Here is a 25,554-nt window from a genome sequence, read left to right as displayed (position 1 = left end):
CTCAGTAGCCGAGAGCGCGGGCCGTGTTGACTGCGATGGCTTCCGCCATGGCGTCCTCGCCGATGCCGCGTACCACCGCCATCGCACGTAGCGTGACCGGGATCAGATAAGGCGCGTTGGGCCGCCCGCGATAGGGCGCGGGGGTCAGATAGGGAGCGTCGGTCTCCACGAGCACGAGCTCCAGCGGGGCGACGGCGAGCGCGTCGCGGAGCGGCTGGGCGTTCTTGAACGTGACGTTGCCGGCGAACGACATGTAGTAGCCGGCGCCGGCGCAGATCCGGGCCATGTCGGCATCACCCGAATAGCAGTGGAACACGGTCCGTTCGGGGGCGCCTTCCTCGGCGAGGATGCGCAACACGTCGTCGTGTGCGTCCCGGTCGTGGATGACGAGAGCTTTTCCGTGCCGTTTGGCGATCTCGATATGGGCGCGGAACGAAGCCTCTTGTGCGGCGATGCCTTCGGGGCCGGTGCGGAAATAGTCAAGTCCCGTCTCACCGACGGCCCGTACGTGGTCGAGCCCGGCGAGCCGGTCGATCTCGGCGAGTGCCTCGTCGAGCGCGGAAGCCCCGCCCGCCTCCCGCGCACCCTGCCACGGCCGGCTCTCCCCGGAGTCCCCGAGCACGATGCGCGGCGCCTCGTTGGGGTGCAGCGCGACGGAGGCATGCACGTTCTCGTACGTGGCCGCCGTCTCCGCCGCCCAGCGGGAGCCCTTGATGTCGCAACCCACCTGCACCACGGTCGTCACGCCGACCGACGCCGCCTTCGCGAGCCCCTCCTCGACGGTGCCGCTCTGCATGTCCAGATGGGTGTGCGAGTCGGCGACCGGCACCCGCAGGGGTGCCGGAAGCGGTGGAGGGGTGCCGTTGTCGTTCCGGGGGCTCATGACCGCGATCCTATGGCGTCCCGGTGACAGACCCACGGGACCGGGTGGCGGCCCCGCCAGGCCCGGTGACGGCTCCGAACCGCCTGGGCCCGGGGCTACTTGTCGGCCTCGGTGCGGCGGGAGGAGCGGAACAGGGCGGCCAGCCGCCTGCGCTTGACGGGCCTGGGCTCACGGGCGGACCCTGCGGGCCGCGCGGCGGCGGGTTCGGCGGCTTGCCGCGCCGGGCTCCCGGACGAGGCGTAGACCGCGGGCAGCGGGCCCGCGATACCGGGTGCGACGGGGTAGTGGTAATGCTCGTTCATGGGGTCAACGACCGACGAGACCTTTCCCGCCCGCATGATGCGCACGGTGTGGCCCTCGCAGTTGCGGCAGGTGGGCCGGTTGAGCGGCGAGGGGACGTGTATGCCGTCTGCCGTATAGATGATGAAGTCGTTTCCCGAGGCGTCCGTGTGGTGCTCTATCTCGTACGCCTGCTCCCAGCCGTAACCACAGCGCATACAGGCGAAGGCATAGGCTTCGTGCACGATCCGGCTACCCGTGATGTCGCTCATGTGAGCTCCTCTCCACCGGACCAGTGGACGCCCTTTTCGGCGGGAGCGCATCAGCGCCGGTCGAATGATGGAAGGAAAGAGAGGGAGTTTTAGCCTTCCCATGCCAGAAAGACCCGTCGCACGGTCTGTGCTTTGCCTTTCAGGTTAGTCTCTTTACCTTTCCCGTCACCTTCGCGGACCGTCCTTCGCCGCGTTCTTCGTCACGGCCTTCGCCGCGTTCTTCGCTGCCACCACGGCGTCGAACACCTCCCGCTTGGGCAGTCCCGCGTCGGCGGCGACGGCGGCGATCGCCTCCTTGCGGCGCTCCCCCGCCTCCTCGCGCACCCGTACCCTGCGTACCAGCTCGTCTGCGTCCAGCTCGGCGGGCCCGGTCTCCGGGGCGCCGGCGACGACGACCGTGATCTCGCCTCGGACACCCTCGGCCGCCCAGGCCGCAAGCTCGCCGAGCCCGCCCCGCTTGACCTCCTCGTACGTCTTGGTCAGCTCCCGGCACACGGCGGCTCTGCGCTCCCCGCCGAACACCTCAGCCATCGCGGTGAGTGTGTCGTCCAGCCTGTGCGGCGCCTCGAAGTAGACGAGTGTGCGCCGTTCGTCCGCGACCTCGCGCAACCGGCCGATGCGTTCACCGGCCTTGCGCGGCAGGAAGCCCTCGAAGCAGAAGCGGTCCACCGGCAGTCCGGACAGCGCCAGCGCCGTGAGCACGGCGGACGGACCGGGCACGGCGGTGACCTTGATGTCCTTCTCGACCGCCGCGGCGACCAGCCGGTAGCCGGGGTCGGACACCGACGGCATGCCGGCGTCGGTCACCAGCAGCACCCGCGCCCCACCCTCCAGGGCCTCCACCAGCTCGGGCGTACGGGCGGACTCGTTGCCCTCGAAGTACGACACGACCCGGCCGCGGGTCTGCACACCGAGCGCCTGGGTGAGTCTGCGCAGCCGTCGGGTGTCCTCAGCGGCGACCACATCGGCGGCCTCCAGCTCCGCCGCCAGCCGCGGCGGAGCGTCCATGACCTCGCCGATGGGTGTCCCCGCGAGTACGAGCGTCCCCGCCGAAGCGCCCACCGGCGTGCCCGCTGCCGCGCCCGCCGTCGTTCCAGTCACCGATCCGGTCCCAGTTCCAGTCACAGCCCCATCCTCGCAGGACGGCGCACCCCGCCCCGAGCCGCGTGCGCCGCCCGCGCGCACAGACGCGTTCCCTACGATGGCGCGGTGACCAGCACTGCCCCCAGGGCCCGGCCGGAAAAGGAAGCCGTGGAACAACCGACACAGCCACACTCCTGGCTGCAGCGCCTGTACGGATTCGGTTACGCGCCGCGGCCCGTCATCGGACTCCGGGACCGTCTTGTGCCGCCGTACACCCGGCAGTCCAGGCAGCTGTGGGCACTGCTCGGTATCCACCCCGACGCGGTACCGACCATCGAGCGGGTCACGGCATGGGCCGGACCTCTGCTGGTGGCGCTGGTGGCCGGGGTGCTGCGGTTCTGGCAGTTGGGCAGTCCGAAAGCGGTGATATTCGACGAGACGTACTACGCGAAGGACGCCTGGGCCCTGGTCAACCAGGGTTACGAGGCCTCCTGGCCGAAGGACGTCGACAAGTCGATCCTGGCGAACCCCGACGCGGTGTCCGTTCCGGTGGAGCCCGGCTATGTGGTGCATCCGCCGGTCGGCAAGTGGGCCATCGGTCTGGGCGAGCAACTGTTCGGCTTCACCCCGTTCGGCTGGCGATTCATGGTGGCATTGCTCGGCACGCTGTCGGTGCTGATGCTCTGCCGGATCGGGCGGCGACTGCTGCGCTCGACATTCCTGGGTTGTCTGGCGGGGACGTTGCTCGCCGTGGACGGGCTGCACTTCGTGATGAGCCGGGCGGCGCTGCTCGACCTCGTGCTGATGTTCTTCGTCCTGGCGGCCTTCGGCTGCCTCCTCATCGACCGCGACCGCACGCGTGCCCGACTGGCCGCCGCGCTGCCGGTGGACGAAGAGGGAGTGCTGCGCCCCGACAGCAAGGTCGCCGGGTGCCTGCGGTTCGGCTGGCGCCCCTTGCGTCTCACCGCCGGGCTGATGCTCGGCCTGGCCTGCGCCACCAAGTGGAACGGCCTCTACTTCCTGGCCGCCTTCGGCCTGCTTACGGTTCTGTGGGACGCGGGTGCCCGCCGCACGGCGGGCGCGATGCGGCCGTATGCGGCGGTGCTGCGCCGCGATGTGATCCCGGCCTTCGTGTCGACGATCCCGGTCGCGATCGTGACGTATCTGGCCACCTGGACGGGCTGGATCGCCACCGACAAGGGCTACTTTCGCGACTGGGCGCGGACGGACGGCGCCGGCGGGTCCTGGACCTGGCTGCCCGACTGGCTGCGGAGCCTGTGGCACTACGAGAACGTGGTGTTCGAGTTCCACGTCAGCCTCACCTCCGGGCACACATACCAGTCCAACCCCTGGAGCTGGATCGTCCTGGGCCGCCCGGTCTCCTACTTCTACGAGGACCCGGCCCCGGGCCAGGACGGCTGTCCGGCGGACGCGGCCGAGAAGTGCGCCCGCGAGGTGCTGGCGATCGGCACCCCGCTGCTGTGGTGGGCGGCCTGCTTCGCGCTGGCGTACGTGCTGTGGCGCTGGTTGTTCCGCCGAGACTGGCGGGCCGGCGGGATCCTGTGCGGGGTGGCGGCGGGCTGGCTGCCGTGGTTCCTGTATCAGGAGCGCACCATCTTCCTCTTCTACGCGGTCGTCTTCGTGCCGTTCCTGTGCCTGGCGCTGGCGATGATGATCGGCGCGATCATCGGGCCGCCGGGCTCGGACGAACGGCGTAGGACGGTCGGCGCGGTGGGGGCGGGGGTGCTGGTCCTGCTCATCATCTGGAACTTCATCTACTTCTGGCCCATCTACACCGGGCAGTCGATCCCGATGGACGAGTGGCGCAACAGGATGTGGATGGACACCTGGGTCTGAGTGGCACTCCGGGGGCGGCGCGGCTTGGGCCGTGCCGCCCTTCCCATGGCCATGAGGTGACTCACAGTTTCATCGTGGCCCTCGTGGACAACTGTCCCTTTTCTTACGGTCCGCCCATCGGGGATCGTGAGACTCCGCTTCACCGTGCACGCGATGATGCGGGCAGCGGAGGACGCCGCCGAGACCGAGGCAGACCAGGCCGCCGTGGAGACTCAGTCCAGGCCGGACAAGGCCACCACCGACGAGGAGACGGCCGCGGACGCCTCGAGTCGAGAGTCGGGGCGGTGTGAACGGCCCCGACTCTTCGCTCGTCCTGCGGGGAGCCGTGGCGACGGCTCAGCCCCACTCGTTCTCCTGTTCCGGTCCGGTAACGACCGTCCCTGTTGCCCCGTGGGCAACTTATGGTGAGTCCGACCACTTGAACGCGTTCACATCATGGCCGGGTGGCCACCTTTGACCCGGTGGTCGCCGCGGGGAGGGACCAGGCAGTGCGCAGTGGAGCGAAAGTCGCCATCGTCGGCGCGGTGTTCGCCGTCTTCACGGCGGGGGTGTCATACGGCGCCTACAGCTTTCTGACGGACGAGGGGGACGGCGGTGACGGGGCGGCGGGGACGCGGTCCGCGTCGGAGCGCGGCGGCCCGCCCGATGGCGAGGAGATCCGGAAGACCGCTGAGGAGTTCCTCGGGGCATGGGCACGTGGCGACGCGGAGGCGGCCGCCGATCTGACCAACAACGCGGCCGAGGCGCAGCCCGCGCTCGCCGGGTACGGCGACGACGCGCACATCGGCGAGGTGAAGCTGACACCGGGCCGGCCGGTGGGCGCGAAGGTGCCGTTCACCGTGAGTGCGGTGGTCTCGTACGAGGGGCACAGCAAGCCGCTGGCGTACGAGTCGTCGCTGACCGTCGTACGCGGACTGACCACGGGCAGGCCGCTGGTGGACTGGCAGCCGGGGGTGCTGCACCCGCAGCTGCGCAAGGGGGAGTCGCTGCGGACCGGGACGGCGGCCGAGCCGCAGATCAAGGCCGTCGACCGCAAGGGCAGGGAGCTGACGGCGGAGAAGTACCCCTCGCTCGGACCGGTTCTGGAGGAGCTGCGCAAGCGCTACGGCGACAAGACGGGCGGCAAGGCGGGCGTCGAGCTGGTCATCGAGGGCGGCCAGGCGGAAGCCCCGGACCGTACGCTGCTCACGCTGGTCGAGGGCAAGCCCGGCGAACTGCCGACCACGCTCGACGCCGACGTGCAGGCGGCGGCCGAGAAGGCCGTGATGCGGTACGGCAATTCCTCGGTGGTGGCGCTCCAGCCGAGCACCGGGCAGGTGCGGGCGGTCGCCAACAACCGCGACGGGCGCTGGAACGCGGCCTTCCTGGGCAAGCAGGCACCCGGTTCGACCATGAAGATCGCCACGGCGGCCATGCTGATCGAGAGGGGTGTCGTCAACGCCGACGGCATCGGCCAGTGCGAGCCGAACGCCACCTACTACGGCGTGCCCTTCCACAACCTCGGCAACATGAGCATCAAGGGGAAGTCCTTCGCCTGGAGCTTCGCCAAGTCCTGCAACACCGCCTTCATCAAACTGATCGACGAGGTGGACGACGACGCCGCGCTGGCGAAGGAGGCACGTGAGGTGTTCGGCATCGGGCTCGAATGGCAGACCGGCATCCCGTCCGTCGACGGAAGCGTGCCGGAACAGACCCAGGGTGAGGCCGCGGCCCAGTACATCGGACAGGGCACCGTCCAGATGAACCCCCTGAACATGGCGTCCATCACCGCGACGGCGAAGACCGGCACCTTCAGACAACCCATCATCGTGCCGCTGGACCTCGACGGCCGGGAACGGGCCACCGCCGCACGCGGCCTGCCCGGCTCCGTGACCCGGCAACTGCGCGAGATGATGCGGCTGACCGCGACCAGCGGTACCGCAGCGAGCGCGATGGCGCGGGTCGACGGGGACAAGGGCGCCAAGACCGGTTCGGCCGAGGTGGGCGGGAACACCACGTCCGACAGCTGGTTCACCGCCTACGCCGACGACCTCGCGGCCGCGGCGGTCGTCGACTCCGGCGGCCACGGCAGCGACGCCGCGGGACCACTGGTGGCGGAGGTGTTGAACTCCGACTGAACGCCGACCGAGCACCGGACGAGCACCCTCCTGAGCGCGAACCGAGCCGGATCCCCGGTGCGTGGCCCGTACCGCCGACAGTCGGCGTGCGCGCCGTGAGCGCTTCGGAGCCCCGCGCCGTCGCACGGACCACGACGGTCACAGCGCCGTGCGCACCGCCCGCATCAGCGCCTGGGCTCGCGGGTCCGCGGTGACGCCCTTGCGCATGCCGTTGGTGACATAGCCGAAGGCGACACCCGACTCGGGGTCGGCGAAGCCCAGCGAGCCGCCGCGGCCCGGGTGTCCGAAGGAGCCGGGTCCGAGCAGCGGGGACGCCGGGCCGTGCAGCATGAAACCGAGCCCGAATCGGGTGCCGACGACAAGGACCCGATCGGGGCCCGCCGACTCCTCGGTGCGGGCGAGGGTGAGGGTCGCAGGGGCGAACAGGCGGCGTTGGCCGTCGCCGTCCACGGCGCCGATGGTGGCCGCGTAGAAGCGCGCGAGGCCGCGGGCCGTGGAGATACCGGCCGATGCGGGGAGTTCGGCGGCGCGGTAGCGGGGGTCGTTCTCGTCGGGCAGCGGGTCGATCGCGCCGAAGGCGCGCCGGGTCAGCGACTGCGGGTCGCTGTAGGCGTCGGCGACGGAGCGCTTGGGCCGCAGCTGCAGACCGCCCCCCGCCGCCGTCGGCGGTTCGTCGACTCGGCCGATCCGGCCCACGCGGTGCGCCTCACAGGCGGGCAGACCCACCCAGAAGTCCAGGTCGAGCGGGTGGGCTATCTCCTCGGCGATCCAGCGGCCGATGGTGCGGCCGGTGACCCTGCGGACGAGTTCGGAGAGCAGCCAGCTGTAGGTCTGGGCGTGGTAGCCGTGGTCCGTGCCGGGCTCCCAGGCCGGCGGCTGTGCGGCCACCGCGAGCGCCCCGGACGTACCGTCGACGGCCTCGGCGGCGGTGACCGGACGGTCGAGCACGGGCACTCCGGCGCGGTGCGCCAGCAGGTGCCGTACGAGCGCCCGGTCTTTGCCCGCGGCCTTGAACTCCGGCCAGTACGTGCCCACCGGGGCGTCCAGGTCCAGCTGACCGCGCTGGTGCAGCAGCAGCGGTACGGAGGCGGCGACGCCCTTGGTCGCCGAACGCACCACCTGGGCGGTGTCCACGGCCCACGGGGCGGTGCCGTCCACATCGCGGGTGCCGCCCCACAGGTCCACGACCTTGCGGCCGTCCCGGTAGACGGCGACGGCCGCCCCACGCTCACCGCGCTGCTCGAAGTTGCGCACGAATGCGTCCCGGACCGGCTCGAAACCGTCGGCCACCGTGCCCTGGACGTCCACGTGCCACGCTCCCCGTCGTTCCGGCGTACTTCGAGCTTCCGGGCTCCATGGTGCAACGGGATCGGCCGGAAACCGATTCGGGGCCGGTTACGCCCCTGCCGGGACAGACCTCGGGTCGAAGCCGAACGGCAGCTCGAGCCGGTGCGCCCGCATCAGGTCCGGGTCGCCGAGCAGGTCCCGGGTCGTGCCGTCCGCCACGATCACCCCGTCGCTGAGGATCACCGAACGCGGGCACAGCTCCAGGGCGTACGGCAGATCGTGGGTGACCATCAGCACGGTGACGTCCAGCGAGCGCAGGATGTCGGCGAGCTCGCGGCGCGACGCCGGGTCGAGGTTGGACGAAGGTTCGTCCAGGACCAGGATCTCCGGCTCCATGGCGAGCACGGTGGCCACGGCGACCCGGCGGCGCTGGCCGAACGAGAGGTGGTGCGGCGGTCGGTCGATGTGCTCGGTCATGCCGACCCGGTCGAGCGCGACCCGCACCCGCGCTTCGAGCTCCGCGCCGCGCAGTCCCGCCGCCGCCGGGCCGAAGGCCACGTCCTCCCTCACCGTGGGCATGAACAGCTGGTCGTCCGGGTCCTGGAACACGATGCCCACCTTGCGGCGGATCTCGGCCATGTGCTGCTTGCCGACCGGCAGCCCGGCCACGCTGACGCTGCCCACGCCACCGCCGAGTATGCCGTTGAGGTGGAGGACCAGGGTCGTCTTGCCCGCACCGTTCGGCCCGAGCAGGGCGACCCGCTCACCGCCGGCGACGGCCAGGTCGACACCGAACAGCGCTTGGTGGCCGTCGGGGTACGCGTACGCGAGTCCGCGCACCTCAAGGGACGGAGAGGTCGCCGGGGGCGTGGGCCGGGGGTCGGACGGGGAGGTCATAGGGTCCACCCAAGCAGACAGACCGCGAGTGCCGCGCACGGGAGTGCGGCGGCGTACGCCCACTGCGTACGGGATGCCGTCACTTCGTGGATCACCGGCATGGTGCCCCGGTAGCCGCGGCTCAGCATGGCCAGGTGTACCCGCTCGCCCCGCTCGTAGGAGCGGATGAACAACGCTCCCGCGGTTTTGGCGAGCACGCCCCAGTGGCGCACACCTCGCGCCTCGAAGCCGCGGGAGCGGCGGGCGATGGACATCCGCCGCAGCTCGTCCGTGATGACATCGCCGTAGCGGATCATGAACGAGGCGATCTGCACCATCAGCGGCGGCAGCCTGAGGCGCTGGAGCCCGAGGAGCAGCGAGCGCAGCTCGGTGGTGGAGGCGAGCAGCACGGAGGTGGCGACGCCGAGGGTCGCCTTGGCCAGGATGTTCCAGGCGCCCCACAGTCCGGGCTCGGAGAGCGTGATCCCGAGCACCTCGGCGCGTTCGCCCGGCACCACGAACGGCATGAGCAGGGCGAACGCGACGAACGGGAGCTCGACCAGCAGCCTGCGCGGCATCAGGCCTGCGGGGATACGGGCCACGGCCGTGACCGCGGCGAGCAGCACGGCGTACAGGGCGAAGGCCCAGACCGCCTCGCGCGGGGTGGAGACCACCACGATCACGAAGCCGAGTGCCGCTGCGATCTTGCAATGCGGGGGCAGCCGGTGCACCGGCGAGTCCCCGTGCCGGTACAGCCTGTGGCTGTGCCCCGCACCCATGTCAGACGGATTCCTTCCGCACCGGAGCGGTCCCGGCGGCGCCGACCGGGGCCTCGGACCCGTCCTTGCGGCGGCGCTTGACCGCCCAGACCAGCCCGGTGCCGACCGCCGCCGTGGCCCCGACGCCGATGGTGCCGGCCAGACCGCCGGACAGCCGCATGTTCTCGACGTCCTTGATCCCGTAGTCGGCCAGCGGGAAGTCGGCCGCCACGTGCTCCTCGACGTTCTTGTCGATGCCCTTGTCGGCGGCGACCTTCTCCAGACCATCCGGGTTGGCCGAGGCGTAGAAGGAGACGAAACCGGCCAGGACGAGCGAGGTGAGCAGGCCCGCGATCCAGACCGGGCGTGCGGAGGCGGCGGGGCTCGCAGGCGTGGCCGAAGCCGGGGCGGCGTCCACCAACTCTCCGCCGACCCGCAGCTTGAGCGGGCTGGACAGCCCGCGGGCGCCGTAGACGAGGTCGGGGCGCACGGCGAGCACGGCGCCGACGGTCGCGGCCGTGATCAGGGCCTCGCCGACGCCGATCAGCACATGGACGCCGACCATGGCGGTCATGACGGTGCCGACCGGGACGTCGGTGGTGCCGCCGATCGCGTAGACCAGGGTGAAGGCGGCGGCTGAGGCCGGCACGGAGACCAGCGCGGCGACGAACGAGGCAGCGGTCACCGAGCTGCGCCGCTTCGGCAGCACCTTGAGCAGTCCCCGGAAGAGCGTGTAGGCGACGACGACCGTGACAACGCCCATGATCGTGATGTTGACGCCGAGCGCGCTGAGACCGCCGTCGGCGAACAGGACTCCCTGGAGCAGCAGGACGACGGACATGCAGACGATGCCCGTATAGGGGCCGACGAGTATCGCCGCGAGCGCGCCGCCCAGGAGATGTCCGCTGGTGCCGGCCGCGACCGGGAAGTTCAGCATCTGCACGGCGAAGATGAAGGCGGCGACGAGGCCGGCGAGCGGGGCGGTGCGGTCCGCTCCGAGGTCGGAGCCGGGGTTCATGGCGTCGAGTTCCCGGCGCGCGCCGCGCAGGCTGACGGCGACGGCGCCTGCGGCGACGACTCCGGCTGCCGCCGAGGCGGGGAGGTCGATGAATCCGTCGGGGACATGCATGGCGGGCTCCGCTTTCGGGACTGGACTCGGATGGGTTCCGGCCGTCCTGACCGGGCAACCGTCCGATAATGCTCCCTATTGCGAGCTCATTGCAAGAGCGCCAGATCCACAGGAGCGGATGACATGCCGAGGTTTCAGGGGGAAAATATAGGAAATTAAATGACAAACAATGTCACTTGTGAGGAGCCGACCGATGTCTTCGGTAGTCGAGCCCCCCTCCGTCGAAGAGCACGCGAAAGCCCGGATAGTCAACGACGCCCCCCACTTCCGGTCAGTCCCCGTGGCACTCCGCTATGACGGCGCACATGATCCCGACGCCGTCCATGTCGTCTTCCCCAGCGGCAGCGACTGGACCTTCCGCCGCGATCTGCTGGAGAGCGGGCTGCGCGCCCCCGCCCGGCGCGGAGATGTGGCGGTCTGGCCCTGCGGCCGGGCGCAGGTGGTGGTCGAACTGCACTCCCCCGACGGGGTCGCGGTGATCCAGTTCGACTCACGGCCCCTGATGCGTTTTCTGCGCCTGACGCATGCGAAGGTGGCCGCTCCCGTCAGCGGATCGTGACGGAGGCGGCCACCTTCTGTGTGTCCACTCGCGGCCACTCGTGTCTACTCGGCCCTGCTCAGGCGGGCGTAGACCGGTGTGGGCGTGCGTCGACCTGTTCGAGCGGGCGTAGGGGCGTAGGCCCGTTCAGGCCCGGACGAGTTCGCGCTCGTCCTCGTTGCGGTCGCCGTCGGTGCCCTGCTTGCCGGCCATCGCCTGCAGCCGCTCGCCCTCCACGTCCACGCTCGGCAGGGCCTTGTCCAGCCAGCTCGGCAGCCACCAGGCCTTGCCACCCAGCAGGGCCAGTACGGCAGGCACGATCGCCATCCGCACGATGAACGCGTCGAACAGGACGGCGATGGCCAGACCGAAGCCGATCATCTTCACCATCTGTTCGGTCGAGCCGATGAAACCGGCGAACACCGCGATCATGATCACCGCGGCCGCGGTCACGACCCGCGCGCCGTGCCGGAAACCGGTGACGATGGCCTGGCCGGGCCGCTCCCCGTGGACATACGCCTCACGCATACGCGTGACCAGGAAGACCTCGTAGTCCATCGCGAGTCCGAAGACCACCCCGACCATGAAGATCGGCATCATCGACATCACAGGACCGGTCTGCTCGACACCGAACAGCGAGCCGAGCCAGCCCCACTGGAAGACCGCGACGACCGCACCGAGCGCGGCGACCACGGAGAGCAGGAAGCCGAGCGCCGCCTTGAGGGGCACCAGGATGGACCGGAACACCACCATCAGCAGCAGGAAGGCGAGGCCCACGACGAGCGCGAGGTAGGGCACCAGCGCATCGTTCATCCGCTGCGAGAAGTCGATGTTCATCGCGGTGGCACCGGTGACCTGGACGTTGTCGCCGCTGGTGTCCCGGATGGTGCGGACGAGTTCCTCGGTCTCGGCCGAGCTCGGCCGGTTCTTCGGGATGACCGTGATCATCGCGGTGTCGCCGGCCTTGTTGTACGTGGCCGGGGTGACGACGGCAGCGACCCCGTCGAGCTTGGAGATCTTCTCGGCGGTGCTGTCCGCCTCCGCCTTGTCCCCGTCGACGACCACGAGCAGCGGACCGTTGAAGCCGGGGCCGAAGCCGTCGGAGAGCAGGTCGTACGCCTTGCGCTGGGTGGTGCTGGTGGGCTGGGAGCCGTCGTCCGGCAGACCGAGTTCGAGCGAGGCTGCGGGCACGGCGATGGCGCCGAGGCCCACGACGCCCACGAGGAGCACGGCGATGGGGTGCCGCAGCACGAACCTGGCCCAACGGGTGCCCATGTTGGGCTTCTCGGCTGCGTGCTTGTGCCCGTGCTTGTCGGCCTTGCCGTGTTCGAGGCGTCCGCCGTGCTCGCCGTGCGCGTCGGCCTCGCCGTGCCCGTCGAAGGCAGCGGCAGCGGCGGCCTTGCGCGCCTTGCGGCCGACCACCCGCTTGCCCGCGAAGCCGAGCAGTGCCGGTATCAGGGTGAGCGCGATGAGTACGGCGATCACGACCGTGCCGGCCGCGGCGAAGCCCATCTTGCTGAGCATCGGGATGTTGACGACGGCCAGTCCGACCAATGCGATGACGACGGTGAGTCCGGCGAAGACGACCGCGGATCCGGCCGTACCGGTCGCCCGGCCGGCCGCCTCCTCGTGGTCGCGGCCCTCGGCCAGTTCGGCGCGGTAGCGGGACACGATGAACAGCGCGTAGTCGATACCGACTGCCAGGCCGATCATCGTCGCCAGGGTGGCGGTGGTGGAGCCCAGGTCGAGTACGCCGGACAGGGCGGTGATGGTGGACACCCCGATGCCGACGCCTATCAGCGCGGTGAGCAGCGGGAGTCCGGCGGCGATCAGTGCACCGAAGGTGATGACCAGCACGACCGCGGCGATGGCGACACCGATGACCTCGCTGGCGCCGGTCTCGGGCGCAGCCTGGAGCGCGTCGCCGCCGATCTCGACGGTGAGCCCGGCCTCCTTGGCCTGCTCAGTGGCCTCGGTCAGCGCCTCACGGTCCTTCTCGTCCAGCTCCATTCCGCTGACCTTGTAGGACACCTGCGTGTAGACGACGGTGCGGTCCTGGCTGATCGCCTTGACCTGGTACGGGTCCACGACGTCGGCGACCTGGTCGGAACTGGTCCTCAGGTCCGCGACGACCTTCTTGACCTCGGCCTTGTTGGCCTTGTCGGTCATCTTCCCGCCCTCGGGCGCCTTGAAGACGACCCGTGCGGTCGCCCCGTCGGCACTCGTTCCGGGGAAGCGCTCGTCGATGAGGTCGAAGGCCTTCTGGGCTTCCGTACCCGGCATGGAGAAGGAGCTGGAGGTGGCGGCGGGCGCGGTGGACGCGGCGAAGCCGGCGAGCGCGAGCAGTGCCGCCCAGGCAAGTGCGACGAATATGCGGCGCCTGAAGGCGAACCGCCCGAGTTTGTAAAGGAACGTGGCCACGAGTACGGACTCCCGGTCAGGTCGTTGGAACAGCGGATGGGCAAGCGGAGATGACCAACCGACGACGTGAGCGGTGACGCGTCAGGTGGGACTTTGTGGGTGGAGACGGATGCGGTGGATCAGGTGGATCAGTCGTCCTGGGCGGGGAGACCCAGGGCGGGCAGCACCACGGCGTCCAGGTAGCTGAACAGGAAAGCCGGAGTCATCGGCTCGTCCTGGATCAGCGGATGGGCGACGAAGGCACCGACGAGCATGTGGGGGAGGAACTTCAGCGCGGGGTTGTCCGCGGAGATCTCCCCACGGTCGATGGCCCGTTGCAGCATTCCGTGGAGCCCGGTGATCTCGGGCTCGATGAACAGTTCACGCATCGCCTGGAGCAGGTCGTCGTTCTCGTGGACCGCCCGCGCGAGGCCGCGCATCAGCGCGGTGTCCCGCTCCATCTGGCAGTCGTCGGAGAGCATGGCCATGGCATGGAAGTCCCCGCGCAGACTGCCGGTGTCGATCACGGAGATGTCGGCCGGCTTGCTGTTGCGCAGTGACATGGCCACCAGCTCGGGCTTGCTCCCCCACTGACGGTAGAGGGTGGCCTTGCTGGATCGGGTACGGGCGGCCACGGCGTCCATGGTCAGGGCGTCGTAGCCGACCTCGCACAGGAGGTCGAGCACCGCGCTGTACAGCTCAGCCGCGCGCTCCGGCGTGAGCCTGGTGCGTGCCGTTGCCATGCGGACCTCCCGAACGAAACCGTTTCGTACAGTACGAAGATATCCCGGCCCTGAGCGAAACGAAACCGTTTCGTACGTGTCCTCGACCACACCACATGCCACGGCCCCGCCGAGGCTCCGACCACACCCCGGCCGCGCCCCAGCCCAGAGACCGGCCACGCATCCATGCTCTCGGGGATTGCCGTAACACGCCCCCTCCCACGAGTTGCCGGGCCCCGTACACCCGGAAAGCATTGGGGGGTGAGCGAAGACCTCGCGTACCTCCGTTACCCGCATCTGCACGCCGACTTGCTGTGCTTCGCGGCCGAGGACGACCTATGGATCGCCCCCCTGACCCCGGAGGGCGTACGCCCGGATCGCGCATGGCGGCTCACGGTGGACCGGACCAGGGTCGGCCACCCGCGTTTCTCGGCGGACGGCAGCCGGATCGCGTACACGACCTGGCGCAGCCTCGACCCCGAGATCCACCTGGTGCCGGTGGACGGCGGGCCGGGACAGCGGCTGACCTACTGGGGCTCCACCGACACACGGGTGTGCGGCTGGGACCCCGACGGAAACATCCTCGCGGTCTCCTCGCACGGCCAGCCGTTCTCGTACTTCTCCTGGGCCTACAAGGTCCCCACGGACGGCGACCCCGGAAAGCGGCTGCCCTGGGGGCCGGTCTCCGACATCGCGGTCGCCGACGTGGACGAATCCCACCGCACCCTGCTGCTCACCGGGAAGCCCCCGCACGAGCCCGCCTCGTGGAAGCGCTACCGCGGCGGGGCGATGGGGCGGCTGTATCTGCACGGCGAGCGGCTGCTGCCGGACATCGGCGGCCATCTGGACTCCTGCATGTTCGTGGCCGGCCGGATCGCCTTCCTCTCCGACCACGAGGGCGTCGGCAACGTCTACTCCTGCCTCCCCGACGGCACGGACCTGCGCCGCCACACCGACCATGACGCCTTCTACGCCCGGCACGCGTCGAGCGACGGGCAGCGCATCGTGTACCAGTGCGCGGGCGAGCTCTGGATCGTCGAGGACCTGGCCGCAGGCACCGAACCCCGCAGGCTCGAGGTGCGCCTCGGCGGGCCGCGAGCCGGGCGCCGGCCGTACCAGGTCCCGGCAGCGAGTCATGTCTCGGCGGTCGCGGTGGACACCACCGGCCGGGCCAGCGCGGTCTCGGTGCGCGGCAGCCTGTACTGGCTGACCCACCGCGACGGACCGGCGCGGACCATCACGGACACTCCGGGAGTACGGGTGCGTCTGCCGGAGATGCTGGGCAACGGCGCACAGATCGCGTACGTGACCGACGCGGAGGGTGAGGACGCGATCGAGATCGCGGACCTGCCGCGAGCGAGTGGGGACCGTCCTCCTCGGCGGCTGGCCTCGGGCAAGGTCGGCCGGGTGCTGGAGATGAAGTCGGATCCGGCCGGTGAGCGGCTGGCGATCGCCTCGCATGACGGCCGGCTGCTGCTGCTCGATGTGACGGGGGACACGGATGCCTCCGGCGCGAGTGCCGGGCGGGCGGACGCGGGCACCACCGGCGGCGGCGAAGGCGACGGGGGTGGCGACGGGTCCGAGGGCGCCGGTGCCGGCAGCGACGCCGGGAACGGCGACACCGGCACCGGGAACGGCGACACCCGGCTCACCGAAGTCGTCCGCTCCGGCAACGGCCCGGTCCGGGACCTCGCCTTCTCCCCCCACGGCAACTGGCTGACCTGGTCGCACCCCGGCATCGGCCGGACCCTGCGCCAGATCAAGATGGCTCGGACGGACGGCGGCAGCCCCCGCGCGATCGTGGACGTCACCAACGGCCGCTTCGAGGACGAGAATCCGGTCTTCACCCGGGACGGCCGCTATCTGGCCTTCCTCTCCTGGCGCGGCTTCGACCCGGTGTACGACGTGCACACCGGCGACCTGTCCTTCCCGCTGGGCTGCCGCCCGTATCTGGTCCCACTCTCGTCGGCGACCCCATCACCGTTCGCCCTGCTGCCGGACGGCCGCCCCGCCGCGGGCGGCCTGGACCCTGACGACACCGACACCGGCGAGGGCGCGGCGATCGTGGAGGTGGAGGGCCTGGAAAGCCGGGTGACCCCGTTCCCGGTGTCGGCGTCCAAGTACTCGGCACTGTGTCCGGTCAGCGGTGGCGGTCTGGTCTGGCTGCGCTGGCCGATCTCCGGGGCACTGGGTGAGACGTTCGCCAATCCGGCCGACCCGTCGACCCGTCCGACACTCGAGTACTTCGACATCCCGAAGGCCCGCCGGACCGAACTGGTCGCGCATCTGGACGGGTTCGCGGTCAGCGGCGACGGGACCCGGCTGGTGGTGATGGACGACGGCGATCTACGCGCCGCGCCCGCCACCGAGCCGGGCGACGGGGACTCGACCGTCTACATCGACTTGCGGCGCATCCTGCACGACGTGGACCCGACCGCCGAGTGGTGTGGCGCGTACGAGGAGGCCGGGCGGCTGATCCGGGCGTACTTCTGGGACCCGGCGATGTGCGGGATCGACTGGGCCGGAGTCCTCGACCAGTACCGTCCGCTGGTCGAACGGGTCTCGTCACCCGACGAGTTCGCCGACCTGATGCGTGAGGTCCTGGGCGAACTGGGCACCTCGCACGCGTACGTGACTGCCGCCCGCCGCAACGAGGGGCCGCAGCACTACCAGCGCGCGATGGGCCTGCTCGGCGCCAACCTCGTACGACGGGAGGAAGGTTGGGCGGTCGGCCGGATCCTGCCCGGCGACTCGTCCGACTCCAAGGCCCGCTCCCCGCTGGCCGGTACGGGCATCCGCGAGGGATCCGTGCTCACCCACGTCGACGGTCGCCCGGTGGATCCGGTGACCGGGCCCTTCCCGCTGCTGGCTGCTGCGGGCGGCACCACGGTGGAGCTGACCTTCCAGCCCCCCGGCGGCGAGGGTATTCCGCGCCGGGTCGCGATCGTGCCCCTGGTGGACGATCGCCCGCTGCGCTATCAGGACTGGGTGGCCAAACGCCGCGCGGTGGTCCGCGAGGTGAGCGGCGGCCTGTGCGGCTATCTGCACATCCCCGACATGGGTGGCTCGGGCTGGGCCCAGTTCAACCGCGACGTGAGGATGGAGGTGTCCCGCCCGGCGCTGATCGTGGACGTCCGGGGCAACGCGGGAGGCCACATCAGCGAGTTGGTGGTGGAGAAGCTGATCCGACCCGTCCTGGGTTGGGACCTGACCCGGAACGCCCAGCCCGTCTCGTACACCTCGACCGCCCCGCTCGGCCCGGTCGTGGCCCTCGCCGACGAGGCCACGTCGTCCGACGGCGACATGATCACCGCCGCCTTCAAACTGCTGGGTCTTGGCCCCGTGGTGGGCCAGCGCACCTGGGGCGGCGTCGTGGGCATGACCGGCCGCCACCGCCTCGGGGACGGCACGGTGATCACGGTCCCGATGAACGCGGCCTGGTTCGACGCATACGGCTGGGGCGTCGAGAACCACGGCGTCGAACCGGACATCTTCGCCGAACGCCCCCCGCTCGACTGGGCCGAGGGCCGGCGCACCGACCTGGACACAGCGGTCCGGGTAGCCATCGACCGCCTCAACGAACACCCGGCGGCGACCCCTCCCCGCTACGACGACCTGCCGGACCTGCGGCGCCCGAAGCTACCGCCGCGCGGCTGACCGCCGACCGCCGCCGCCGGGCTCTCCGCCGTCCCTCGGCGCGCCCCGGCGTGCCCCGGCATGAAGGCACGAGCACGCCCCGGGCCAGGTCGGTCCCCTCGTGGCCTCAGGGGAACCGGTCGCCGGAGGCCGGTTCAGCGGCGGTCCGGGCGCGGCAACCCGCGAGAACGCCAAGAGGGCGCACCCCGTGCACTGGGTGCGCCCTTCGCGTCAGCCTCGAACTACCTCACCGCGAACCGCGGTACACGCGCCCGGTGTCAGGCGTCGTGGTCCCGGGGGATGCGGTGCCGCGCCTCGTGCGCCTCGTGCGCCTCGTGCGCCTCGTGCTCCGGGCGACGGCCCTGGCCGCCCGTCTCGCGGGGCATCTGCTTCGACCGGGCCTGCTGCTGCGGGGAGCGCTGCTCGTGGCGCTGCGGCGACTGGGGCCGCTGCGGCTCCGAGGGCCTGCCCTTGCTGCCCGGCTTCTGCTTGCCCTGGTCGGCGAGCTTCGCCGCCTTGTCCTTGAACTGGTCCTGAATACCCATCTGGTTCACTCCTAGAAGGGTCTGAGGGGTGAGGGGGCTCCTGAGGAACCGCCCGGCCGAGGGAGCCCTTGCGGGGGCGCCCCGGCCTCGACCAGCCTGGCACGCACGGACACTCTACGCATTTCGATCAGTCACGCTGTGTGCGTTCCTGCTCGTCAGCGGCACCGCCCGCGCCCACGAGGCCCTTGCCCACCCCTGCGAGCCGTGGCGCGAAGCGCTTCATGTCCCGCTGTCCGGCGACCGCGACCAGACCCGGCAGATGGCCGCGTACGGACTGCATGCCCCGCAGCCACCACTGCCCGTACACATGCGCCGAGCGGCGCTCGATACCCGCGACCAGCCGGTCCACGGCCGGACCGAGCGGATAGGTGCGGTTCGACGGCCAGGGCAGTCGCTGCCTCAACTCCCGCATCACCTCCTCCTGGTCGGTCCCGCGCACCATGTCCGTGTCGGTCCAGGAGAGATACGCGACCCCGATCCCGACGCCCCGGTAGCCGACCTCCCCCCGCAGGCTGTGCGCGAACGCCTCGACCCCCGCCTTGGACGCGCAGTACGCCGTCATCATCGGCGCCGGAGTGATGGCGGCGAGGGAGGCGATCTGGAGAAAGTAACCGCGGCTCTCCAGCAGCACCGGCAGGAAGGCGCGGCAGGTGACCGCGCTGCCGATCAGATTGACCTCGATGACCCGGCGCCATGCGGCGGGGTCGGACTCGGCGAACGGCCCGCCCGACGCCACACCCGCGTTGGCGACGACGATGTCGACCTTCCCGAACCGCTCTTTGACCTCCCGGGCGACTCGGGCCATGGCCGCCTCGTCGGTGACGTCGGCGTGCCAGTAGTCGGCGTCGGTGTGCAGCCGGGCCGCGACATCCTTGAGGGCGTCCGGTTCCAGGCCGACGAGTGCGACCCTGGCGCCGCGCGCCGACAGCTTGCGGGCGAGCATCTCGCCGACTCCGCGCGCCGCTCCGGTGACGACGGCGACCTGACCTTCGAGAGCGACCCTGCTCATACCGCCTGCTCCTCTGCCTTCGGGGATATGTCCGAGCGCCCGTCCAGGTACACGTCCGCGAGTGACCTGATCAGGCCGTTCACCGCTTCCGGCGCCTCCACGGGCGTCATATGGCCCATACCCGGGAGTTCGGTCACGTCCACGCACCGCGGCAGGGCTTCGGCGATCGCGCGGGTGTGGACGACGGGCGTGAGCCGGTCGGCGGTGCCGACGAGCACGGCGGTCGGCACGCTCAGCTGCCCGACGCTCGCGTCGAGGTCGAGTTCCTCCAACACCCCCACCGCCCAGCCCACCCGGGTCCCTCGCGGGCAGGCGTGCACGATGCGGGCGCACTCGGCGACCCGCTCGGGAGCGGTGGCGGGGCCCATGGTCGCGTACCGCAGGACCCGCTTGGAGAGCGGGGTGACGGGGCCCAGCGGCGCGGACGAGCCGAGGATCGAGGTGGTCAGCCGGGTGCGTATCCGGCCGGGGCGCATGGGGACCACCAGCGCCTCGTCCACCAGCCGTGAGCTGCCGGTGCTGCACAGCAGGGCCGCAGCCGCGTGCTCGGCGAACTTGGGCCGCCCGGCCGCCGCCATGATCGCCATCCCGCCCATGGAGTGCCCGGCGAGCACCGCCTTGGTGCCCGGTGCGAGCGCGGTGGCGAGCACCGCCTCCAGGTCGTCCGCGAGAGCCTCGGTGCTGTGGCCGTCGCGTGCGACGGCGGGGCTTCGGCCATGGCCGCGCTGGTCGTAGGCGATCACGCGGTGATCGCCGGCGAGGTCCCGTATCTGAGCCGCCCAGAAGTGGGTGGAGCAGGTCCAGCCGTGGGCGAGGACGACGGCGGGTGCGTCCTCGGGCCCGTGGAGCTCCACATGGATGCGCGAGCCGTCGGCGGAGACGGCGGTCAGCTCACGGACGGCGACGGGCGGGGCCGCGGCCGGGCCCGTGCGCTTCATCAGACGACTCACTGCGTCTCCTCGGCGGTCTGGTCATCGGTGGTCGGGTCATCGGTGGTCGGGTCATCGGTGGCCGCGGCGGGGGCGGCCTCGGTCGCGGCGGCCGTCGCGGCGGTGGTGCCTGCGAGCGTCGCGGCGGCCGTTCCGGCGGGCTCGTGAGGCGTACGGGGCGGGCGGATCACCTCGTACTCGGCGAGGTCCACCTCCTTGGTCTCGCGCCGGAACTCCCCTGTCGTGCCCGGCCAGACGGTGGTGTTGCGGCCGCTCGCATCGAGGTACCAGCTGGTGCAGCCGCCGGTGTTCCAGACGGTGCGCCGCATACGCGTCTGCACCCGACGGTTCCAGGCGCCGACGGCGGACGGGCGGGCGGCGAGGGCCACCCGGCCGCCGAGTACGTTCAACTGGCGCAGGTAGTCGGCCATGTAGTTCAGCTGGGACTCGATCATCAGGATCATCGAGCTGTTGCCGAGTCCGGTGTTGGGACCGATGATCGTCATCCAGTTGGGGAAGCCCGCAGCGGTCGCGCCGCGCAGCGACTCCATTCCGCTCTTCCACGAGTCGGCGAGGGTGATGCCATCGGCGCCCACGACCCGTTCGGCGATCGGCATGTCGGTGACATGGAATCCGGTGCCGAAGATGATCGCGTCGACCTCGGCCTCCGTACCGTCGGCTGCGACGACGGTACTGCCGCGCACCTCGGCCAGCCCCGAGGCGACGACGTCCACATTGGGTCGGACGAGCGCCGGATAGTAGTCACTGGACAGCAGGATCCGCTTGCAGCCGATCCGGTAGGAGGGGGTCAGCTTGGCCCGCAGCTCAGGGTCCTTGATGGCCGCCGCCATATTGGCCTTGGCGAGCGACTCGATCAGACCGAGCTGGTCGGGCCGCTTGGTGAAAGCACTGACCTGCAACTCCCTGATGCCCCACAGCAGTCCGCGGCGTACCGCCCGAGTGACCGGCAACCGGCGGTGCAGCAGTTGCTCCACCGCGGTGATCCGCCGGTCCATCCGGCGCATCACCCACGGCGGGGTGCGCTGGAACAGGGTGAGCCGGCCGACCTGCGGCTGGATCGCCGGGACGATCTGGATCGCGGACGCCCCGGTGCCGACCATCGCGACGCGCTTTCCACGCAGGTCGTAGTCGTGGTCCCAGCGGGCGGAGTGGAAGACCCTGCCGGGAAACCCCGCGAGCCCCGGGATCTCGGGCGTCTTGGGGTCGGACAGCGGCCCGGTGGCCGATACCACCACATCGGCCGTCAGCGTGCCCGCATTGGTCTCGATCTCCCAGCGCAGGGCGTCGCCGTCCCAGCGCATCGTCGTCACCTCGTGGCGGAACCGGATGTGCGGGCGGAGCCGGAAGGTGTCGGTGACATGCTCCAGGTACGCGCGGATGTGCTCCTGGCCTGAGAAGGTGCGCGGCCAGTCGGGATTGGGGGCGAACGAGAACGAGTACAGGTGGGAGGGCACGTCGCAGGCGCAGCCGGGATAGCTGTTGTCCCGCCAGGTGCCGCCGACCGAGCCGGCTCGTTCCAGGACCACGAAGTCGGTGATCCCCTCCCGGCGCAGCCGGACCGCCGCGCCGAGGCCGCCGAATCCGGATCCGATCACCGCCACACGTACGTGCTCGTGCCGCTGCTCACCCCGGACGCGCTCGTGCCGCTGTTCGCCCATGCCGCCGCCCCTCCCGTCCCGTCGTCCCACAGACGCCCACCGAACCCGCCAGCAATCACTGGCATGGTGGGGAGAGTAGAGCCTCCGCATACCCGGCGGTAGAGGGCGGACCGAACAAGTTACCGCCGGTACAACATACGCTTGTCGACGTGACGGACGAGCAGCGCGAGGATAGCGAGAGCCGCGGATGACCCGCGAATACCGCATGGCGGAGCTGGCCAAGGAGGCCGGCATCACGGTGCGCACCCTTCGTTTCTACCGCGAGCGAGGACTGATACCGCCGCCTCGCAGAGAGGGCCGGATCGCCTGGTACGACGACCACCATCTGGCCCGGCTCCGCACCATCGCAGCCCTGCTGGAACGGGGCCACACGCTGAGCGGCATCGCCGATCTCGCCGCGGCCTTCGACAGCGGCAGGGACGTGGGCGAGGTGCTCGGCCTCGGCGAACCCACCGAGGAGACCCCGGTACGGCTCACCCCGGAAGCCCTCGCCGACTACTTCGAGGGCGGGGAGGTCACCTCGGAGAACCTCGCCGCCGCGCTCGACCTCGGTTATCTGGCCACCGACGGCGAGGAGATCATCCACATCAGCCGCCGGCTGCTCGACGTCTCATCGGCCCTGGTGAAGGAGGGGGTGCCGCTCGCCGCGGTGCTCGCCGCCGGGCGTGAGGTACGCATCCACGCGGAGGCACTTGCCGCGCTGTTCACCGCCCTGCTGCGGACCCACACCACCGGAGGCGACATCGCCCGGCTGCGACCGCTGGCGAAGAGCGTCGTGGAGGCGGAGCTGTCGATGGCGCTGGACCGGCGACTGCGCGAGGACCCGTCCACTGCCGATTCGCCCGGCGACCCGGCCGCCGAGGAGCCCGTCGGCGGCCACTGAGGCGGGCCAGGCCTGGTACACCCCCGCGCCCCGGCCGGCCAAGGGGCGCCGGAGCGGACCGCTACACCTCGAAGACCAGCGGACCGCTACACCTCGAAGACCGCTGTCACCGGCGCGTGGTCGCTCCAGCGCTCGGCGTGACTGGCCGCCCGCTCCACGTACGCCTTGACGCACTTTCCGGCCAGGCGGGGCGTGCCCACGAGCAGGTCGATGCGCCAGCCGGTGTCGTTGTCGAAGGCGCGACCCCGGTAGGACCACCAGGAGTACGGACCCTCCTGCTCCGGGTGCATCGCGCGGACGACGTCCACATAGCCGGCGCCGTCGGAGCCGTCACCGTAGACACGGCCGAGCCAGTCGCGCTCCTCGGGGAGGAAGCCGGAGTTCTTCTTGTTGCCCTTCCAGTTCTTGAGGTCGGCCTCCTGGTGGGCGATGTTCCAGTCGCCGCAGACCAGCACGTCCCGGCCGTCGAACGCCGCCCGCTCCTTCAATGCCTGCAGATAGGGCAGGAATTCGGCCATGAAGCGGTACTTCTCTTCCTGCCGCTCGGTGCCCACCTCCCCCGACGGAAGGTAGAGGCTGGCCACGGTGACGCCGGGGAGGTCGACCTCCACATACCTGCCGGTGCCGTCGAACTCCTCGCTACCGAATCCGGCGCGTACGGCTTCCGACTTCCGCCGCGAGTAGACGGCGACACCGGCGCGCCCCTTGGCGGTGGAGGGCACATGGGTCACATGCCAGCCCTCGGGCTCACGTACCTCGTCGGGAAGCTGGTGCGCCTCGGCGCGCACTTCCTGGAGACATACGACGTCGGCCGAAGTGCCCGCGAGCCATTCGGCGAAGCCCTTCTTGGCGGCGGCGCGCAGACCATTCACGTTTACGGAGGTGACTGTGAGCACCAGGGCACGATACCGGCACACTGGGCGTGGTCCGCAACCCTCCCGCCACATAGAAGTACGATGTTTAGCATGATTATACACCGTGTTCGTTTCGATCACCCCGACGCCGTCCGGCTCAACGACGAGGTCCAGGCCGAGTACCACCTGCGCTACGGCGACGGCGGCGACGCCACGGCCCTCGACGCCGCCGACTTCGACCCACCGCTGGGCGCGTACTTGATCGCCTACGACGAGCACGACCACCCGGTGGCCACCGGCTCCTGGCGCAGCCAGGACCTCAACAAGGAGGGCAACGAGGACGGCGACGCCGAACTCAAGCGCATGTTCGTCGTCGAGACGATGCGCGGCCGGGGGCTCGCCCGCCGCATCCTCGCCGCTCTGGAGGAGGACGCCCGCGCGGCTGGCCGCGTCCGCATGGTCCTGGAGACCGGCACGAAGCAGCCGGAGGCCATCGCCCTGTACACCTCTAGCGGTTACGAGCCCTGCGCCAAGTTCGGCCACTACCGCCACGACGAGGAGAGCCTCTGCTACGCGAAGCAACTGTAGAGCGCGACGAAGCCCCGATCGGCCGCTGCCCGCCGTTCGGGGTTCCCGAGTCGGCGGCAGACCGGATCATCGACCGTCTCGGGCCGATGCCCGCTCTCCAGCCGCGCCAGCGGTTTCGCGCGGACACCGTGCTCATAGTGGACGGCACGGTGCGCCACATGGCGCTTGATGACCGGGCGGGGCCTGTCCTGGCCCACGGTGATGAAAGCCTTCCGCACCGCCGGGCAGGTAGTGACAGCTGCGGCCCTCGAACCGGTCGAGATGCTCGGGATCGACGAGACCCGCCGGGGCCGCATGCAGTGGCGCCAGAACCCGGAGGCCGGGCGATGGCAGCCGGTGGCGGACCGCTACGGCAAGCCGGAAAGGGCTCAGTGTCACTTGGCGGACTTGATCAGATAGCCGACTCCGCGCCAGGTGTGTATCAACGGATCGCGCCCGGTGTCGATCTTCTGCCGCAGCTGGGAGATGTAGAGAGCTACGATGTTGGTCTGACCGTAAAAGTCGTATAACCACACTCTGTTGAGGATCTCTGCCTTGCTGAGTGCGCGCCCCGGGTTGAGCATCAGGAAGCGCAGCAGTTTGAACTCGGTGTTGGTGAGGTGGATGCTCTCTCCGGCTCGCGAGACTTCACGGCTGTCCTCATCCAGGGTGAGGTCATCGACGACGAGTACGGAGCCGGACCGCCTGGCTGCGTCACTGCAGCGGCGGACGAGCCCGCGCAGCCGGACCACGACTTCTTCGAGGCTGAACGGCTTGGTGACGTAGTCGTCGGCGCCGGCGATCAGCGCGGCGATGCAGTCCTCGACCGCGCCCTTCGAGGTCAGGAACAGGATCGGCGCGTCCGGCAGCTCTCGCCGTAAGCGCTCCAGAACCGTGAGGCCGTCCATGTCGGGCAGCATCGTCTCCAGGACGACGGCGTCGGGCCGGAACTCCCGGGCGGCCCGGATGGCACCGTGCCCGTCGCCCGCACTCCGAGTGCGCCAGCCTTCGTCACGAAGAGCCGCGCTCAGCAATTCGGTGATCGACTGATCAACGTCAACCACCAGTACGCGGACGAGGTTCTCGTCCGGCTCCAGCACCTTGTTGCGCCCCAAAGGCAAACTTGCATTCATGACGGACACTGTGTCGGCGTCCCCTGATCTGAGCGGCCCCCCTCGCAAATCGGTGACGAGTACAGGCCAATTCTGTGACATTGACACGGCAGCTGCAAGCCTTGGTCGTTCACGTGTC

At 70.4% G+C, this 25,554-nt stretch carries 21 protein-coding genes and 1 pseudogene; 7 read left to right on the top strand and 15 right to left on the bottom strand.

The window, feature by feature from the left end; genetic code table 11:
* Position 1: 1 nt before the first annotated feature.
* The 3 genes from V1460_RS04600 to rsmI form a co-directional block, all read right to left on the bottom strand.
* Entirely contained in the window at positions 2-883 is an 882-nt protein-coding gene (locus V1460_RS04600; protein WP_338672292.1) for a TatD family hydrolase, read from the bottom strand.
* 95 nt (positions 884-978) lie between these two features.
* The gene (locus tag V1460_RS04595; RefSeq protein WP_338672290.1) at positions 979-1,434 is read right to left on the bottom strand and encodes a hypothetical protein; all 456 of its coding nucleotides are present in this window, start codon (positions 1,432-1,434) and stop codon (positions 979-981) included.
* Positions 1,435-1,599: 165 nt separating this feature from the next.
* Positions 1,600-2,496, bottom strand: coding sequence for a 16S rRNA (cytidine(1402)-2'-O)-methyltransferase (gene rsmI, locus V1460_RS04590; RefSeq protein WP_338677890.1), 897 nt, complete (start codon positions 2,494-2,496; stop codon positions 1,600-1,602).
* 147 nt (positions 2,497-2,643) lie between these two features.
* On the opposite strand from rsmI, the gene V1460_RS04585 reads away from it, so the two are divergent.
* Complete coding sequence (locus tag V1460_RS04585; protein WP_338672289.1) at positions 2,644-4,374, top strand: phospholipid carrier-dependent glycosyltransferase; 1,731 nt, start codon at positions 2,644-2,646, stop codon at positions 4,372-4,374.
* Between the two features lie 488 nt (positions 4,375-4,862).
* Positions 4,863-6,491 (top strand): penicillin-binding transpeptidase domain-containing protein, encoded by a 1,629-nt coding sequence (locus V1460_RS04580; protein ID WP_338677889.1) that lies wholly within the window; start codon positions 4,863-4,865, stop codon positions 6,489-6,491.
* A gap of 138 nt (positions 6,492-6,629) precedes the next feature.
* Here V1460_RS04580 and V1460_RS04575 read toward each other — a convergent pair whose 3' ends face one another.
* From V1460_RS04575 to V1460_RS04560, 4 genes are all read right to left on the bottom strand, one after another.
* A complete protein-coding gene (locus tag V1460_RS04575) occupies positions 6,630-7,799 on the bottom strand; it encodes a serine hydrolase domain-containing protein (protein WP_338672288.1) in 1,170 nt (389 codons plus the stop codon).
* An 87-nt stretch (positions 7,800-7,886) separates the two neighbouring features.
* On the bottom strand, positions 7,887-8,675 hold the full coding sequence (locus V1460_RS04570) for an ABC transporter ATP-binding protein (RefSeq protein ID WP_338672287.1): 789 nt from the start codon (positions 8,673-8,675) through the stop codon (positions 7,887-7,889).
* On the bottom strand, positions 8,672-9,433 hold the full coding sequence (cbiQ, locus tag V1460_RS04565) for a cobalt ECF transporter T component CbiQ (RefSeq protein ID WP_338672286.1): 762 nt from the start codon (positions 9,431-9,433) through the stop codon (positions 8,672-8,674). The genes V1460_RS04570 and cbiQ overlap by 4 nt, the downstream gene beginning before the upstream one ends.
* 1 nt (position 9,434) lies before the next feature.
* Complete coding sequence (locus V1460_RS04560) at positions 9,435-10,541, bottom strand: energy-coupling factor ABC transporter permease (RefSeq protein ID WP_338672285.1); 1,107 nt, start codon at positions 10,539-10,541, stop codon at positions 9,435-9,437.
* Between the two features lie 193 nt (positions 10,542-10,734).
* Between V1460_RS04560 and V1460_RS04555 the strand changes: the two genes are divergently transcribed.
* Positions 10,735-11,100 carry an SsgA family sporulation/cell division regulator gene (locus V1460_RS04555; protein ID WP_338672284.1) on the top strand — a complete coding sequence of 122 codons (366 nt, stop codon included), beginning with the start codon at positions 10,735-10,737 and terminating at the stop codon, positions 11,098-11,100.
* A 126-nt stretch (positions 11,101-11,226) separates the two neighbouring features.
* Here the strand turns inward: V1460_RS04555 and V1460_RS04550 are convergent, their stop codons facing one another.
* Together V1460_RS04550 and V1460_RS04545 are read right to left on the bottom strand one after the other, a co-directional pair.
* The gene (locus V1460_RS04550; protein ID WP_338672282.1) at positions 11,227-13,500 is read right to left on the bottom strand and encodes an MMPL family transporter; all 2,274 of its coding nucleotides are present in this window, start codon (positions 13,498-13,500) and stop codon (positions 11,227-11,229) included.
* Between the two features lie 128 nt (positions 13,501-13,628).
* Positions 13,629-14,222: a TetR/AcrR family transcriptional regulator gene (locus V1460_RS04545; RefSeq protein WP_338672281.1), complete on the bottom strand. Its 594-nt coding sequence runs from the start codon at positions 14,220-14,222 to the stop codon at positions 13,629-13,631.
* Between the two features lie 240 nt (positions 14,223-14,462).
* On the opposite strand from V1460_RS04545, the gene V1460_RS04540 reads away from it, so the two are divergent.
* Positions 14,463-17,858, top strand: a complete 3,396-nt coding sequence (locus V1460_RS04540; RefSeq protein ID WP_338672280.1) for a S41 family peptidase — start codon at positions 14,463-14,465, stop codon at positions 17,856-17,858.
* A 257-nt stretch (positions 17,859-18,115) separates the two neighbouring features.
* On the opposite strand, the gene V1460_RS04535 is transcribed toward V1460_RS04540, so the two are convergent.
* The 4 genes from V1460_RS04535 to V1460_RS04520 form a co-directional block, all read right to left on the bottom strand.
* Entirely contained in the window at positions 18,116-18,382 is a 267-nt protein-coding gene (locus V1460_RS04535; protein ID WP_338672279.1) for a hypothetical protein, read from the bottom strand.
* Positions 18,383-18,509: 127 nt separating this feature from the next.
* Positions 18,510-19,391, bottom strand: a complete 882-nt coding sequence (locus tag V1460_RS04530; RefSeq protein WP_338672278.1) for an SDR family oxidoreductase — start codon at positions 19,389-19,391, stop codon at positions 18,510-18,512.
* Complete coding sequence (locus V1460_RS04525) at positions 19,388-20,341, bottom strand: alpha/beta hydrolase (protein WP_338672277.1); 954 nt, start codon at positions 20,339-20,341, stop codon at positions 19,388-19,390. Before V1460_RS04525 ends, V1460_RS04530 begins: the two co-directional genes overlap by 4 nt.
* Positions 20,338-21,999, bottom strand: coding sequence for an NAD(P)/FAD-dependent oxidoreductase (locus tag V1460_RS04520; protein ID WP_338672276.1), 1,662 nt, complete (start codon positions 21,997-21,999; stop codon positions 20,338-20,340). The genes V1460_RS04525 and V1460_RS04520 overlap by 4 nt, the downstream gene beginning before the upstream one ends.
* A gap of 205 nt (positions 22,000-22,204) precedes the next feature.
* Between V1460_RS04520 and V1460_RS04515 the strand changes: the two genes are divergently transcribed.
* The gene (locus V1460_RS04515) at positions 22,205-22,882 is read left to right on the top strand and encodes a MerR family transcriptional regulator (RefSeq protein ID WP_338677888.1); all 678 of its coding nucleotides are present in this window, start codon (positions 22,205-22,207) and stop codon (positions 22,880-22,882) included.
* Between the two features lie 86 nt (positions 22,883-22,968).
* Here the strand turns inward: V1460_RS04515 and V1460_RS04510 are convergent, their stop codons facing one another.
* Positions 22,969-23,829, bottom strand: a complete 861-nt coding sequence (locus V1460_RS04510) for an exodeoxyribonuclease III (RefSeq protein WP_338672275.1) — start codon at positions 23,827-23,829, stop codon at positions 22,969-22,971.
* A gap of 18 nt (positions 23,830-23,847) precedes the next feature.
* On the opposite strand from V1460_RS04510, the gene V1460_RS04505 reads away from it, so the two are divergent.
* Positions 23,848-24,324 carry a GNAT family N-acetyltransferase gene (locus V1460_RS04505; protein WP_338672274.1) on the top strand — a complete coding sequence of 159 codons (477 nt, stop codon included), beginning with the start codon at positions 23,848-23,850 and terminating at the stop codon, positions 24,322-24,324.
* Between the two features lie 29 nt (positions 24,325-24,353).
* Positions 24,354-24,476 (top strand): annotated as a pseudogene (locus V1460_RS04500) (IS5/IS1182 family transposase); the annotation flags it as partial.
* Between the two features lie 222 nt (positions 24,477-24,698).
* Here the strand turns inward: V1460_RS04500 and V1460_RS04495 are convergent.
* Positions 24,699-25,436, bottom strand: coding sequence for a response regulator transcription factor (locus V1460_RS04495; RefSeq protein WP_338672273.1), 738 nt, complete (start codon positions 25,434-25,436; stop codon positions 24,699-24,701).
* Between the last annotated feature and the right edge of the window lie 118 nt (positions 25,437-25,554).

The sequence above is a fragment of the Streptomyces sp. SCSIO 30461 genome (assembly GCF_037023745.1).
Taxonomy (GTDB): domain Bacteria; phylum Actinomycetota; class Actinomycetes; order Streptomycetales; family Streptomycetaceae; genus Streptomyces.
Note: the sequence above shows the minus strand (reverse complement) of the source record. Positions and strands in the feature narration are given on the sequence as shown.